Origin of the sequence: Paraglaciecola mesophila KMM 241, assembly GCF_000315015.1 — a bacterium.
Lineage (GTDB): Bacteria > Pseudomonadota > Gammaproteobacteria > Enterobacterales > Alteromonadaceae > Paraglaciecola > Paraglaciecola mesophila.
On record NZ_BAEP01000016.1, the window covers coordinates 1 to 968 of the forward strand.

Genomic DNA, 968 nt, shown 5'->3' on the forward strand with positions numbered 1-968 from the left:
GACATAAAAAAAGGCCACCGAAGTGACCTTTCTTTCAAATCAATTTGCTAGCAATTAAGCAATGATTTTTGCAACAACGCCTGCACCTACTGTGCGGCCACCTTCACGGATTGCGAAGCGTAAACCTTCGTCCATCGCGATAGGAGCAATCAATTCAACTACGAATTTCAAGTTGTCACCAGGCATTACCATTTCTACGCCTTCAGGAAGCTCTACAGCACCTGTTACGTCAGTTGTACGGAAGTAGAACTGTGGACGGTAGCCTTTGAAGAACGGAGTATGACGGCCGCCTTCGTCTTTGCTTAGTACGTATACTTCAGCTTCGAATTGAGTGTGTGGGTTGATTGAACCAGGCTTAGCTAGTACTTGACCACGCTCAACATCTTCACGCTTAGTACCACGAAGCAATGCACCGATGTTTCACCAGCACGACCTTCGTCAAGCAACTTACGGAACATTTCAACACCAGTAACAGTTGAAGTCGTTGTATCTTTCATACCAACGATTTCTACTGCATCACCTGTGTTTACGATACCACGCTCAACACGACCTGTTACAACCGTACCACGACCTGAAATTGAGAATACATCTTCAATTGGAAGTAGGAAAGGCTTGTCGATGTCACGCTCTGGCTCTGGGATGTAAGTATCAAGGGCTTCTGCAAGCTCGATGATTTTAGCTTCCCACTTCTCGTCGCCTTCTAGGGCTTTAAGTGCTGAACCTTGGATAACTGGTAAGTCATCGCCAGGGAATTCGTATTCTGAAAGCAATTCACGTACTTCCATCTCTACCAATTCTAACAATTCTTCGTCGTCAACCATGTCACATTTGTTCATGAAAACAACCATGAAAGGTACGCCAACCTGACGGCCTAACAAGATGTGCTCACGTGTTTGTGGCATAGGACCATCGGTCGCTGCTACTACTAGAATCGCGCCATCCATTTGAGCAGCACCAGTGATCATGTT

General features: G+C 45.9%; 1 pseudogene. It reads right to left on the reverse strand.

What is annotated here, in order from left to right:
- Nucleotides 1-54: 54 nt before the first annotated feature.
- Nucleotides 55-968, reverse strand: a pseudogene (gene tuf / locus GMES_RS03975) (elongation factor Tu); the annotation flags it as partial.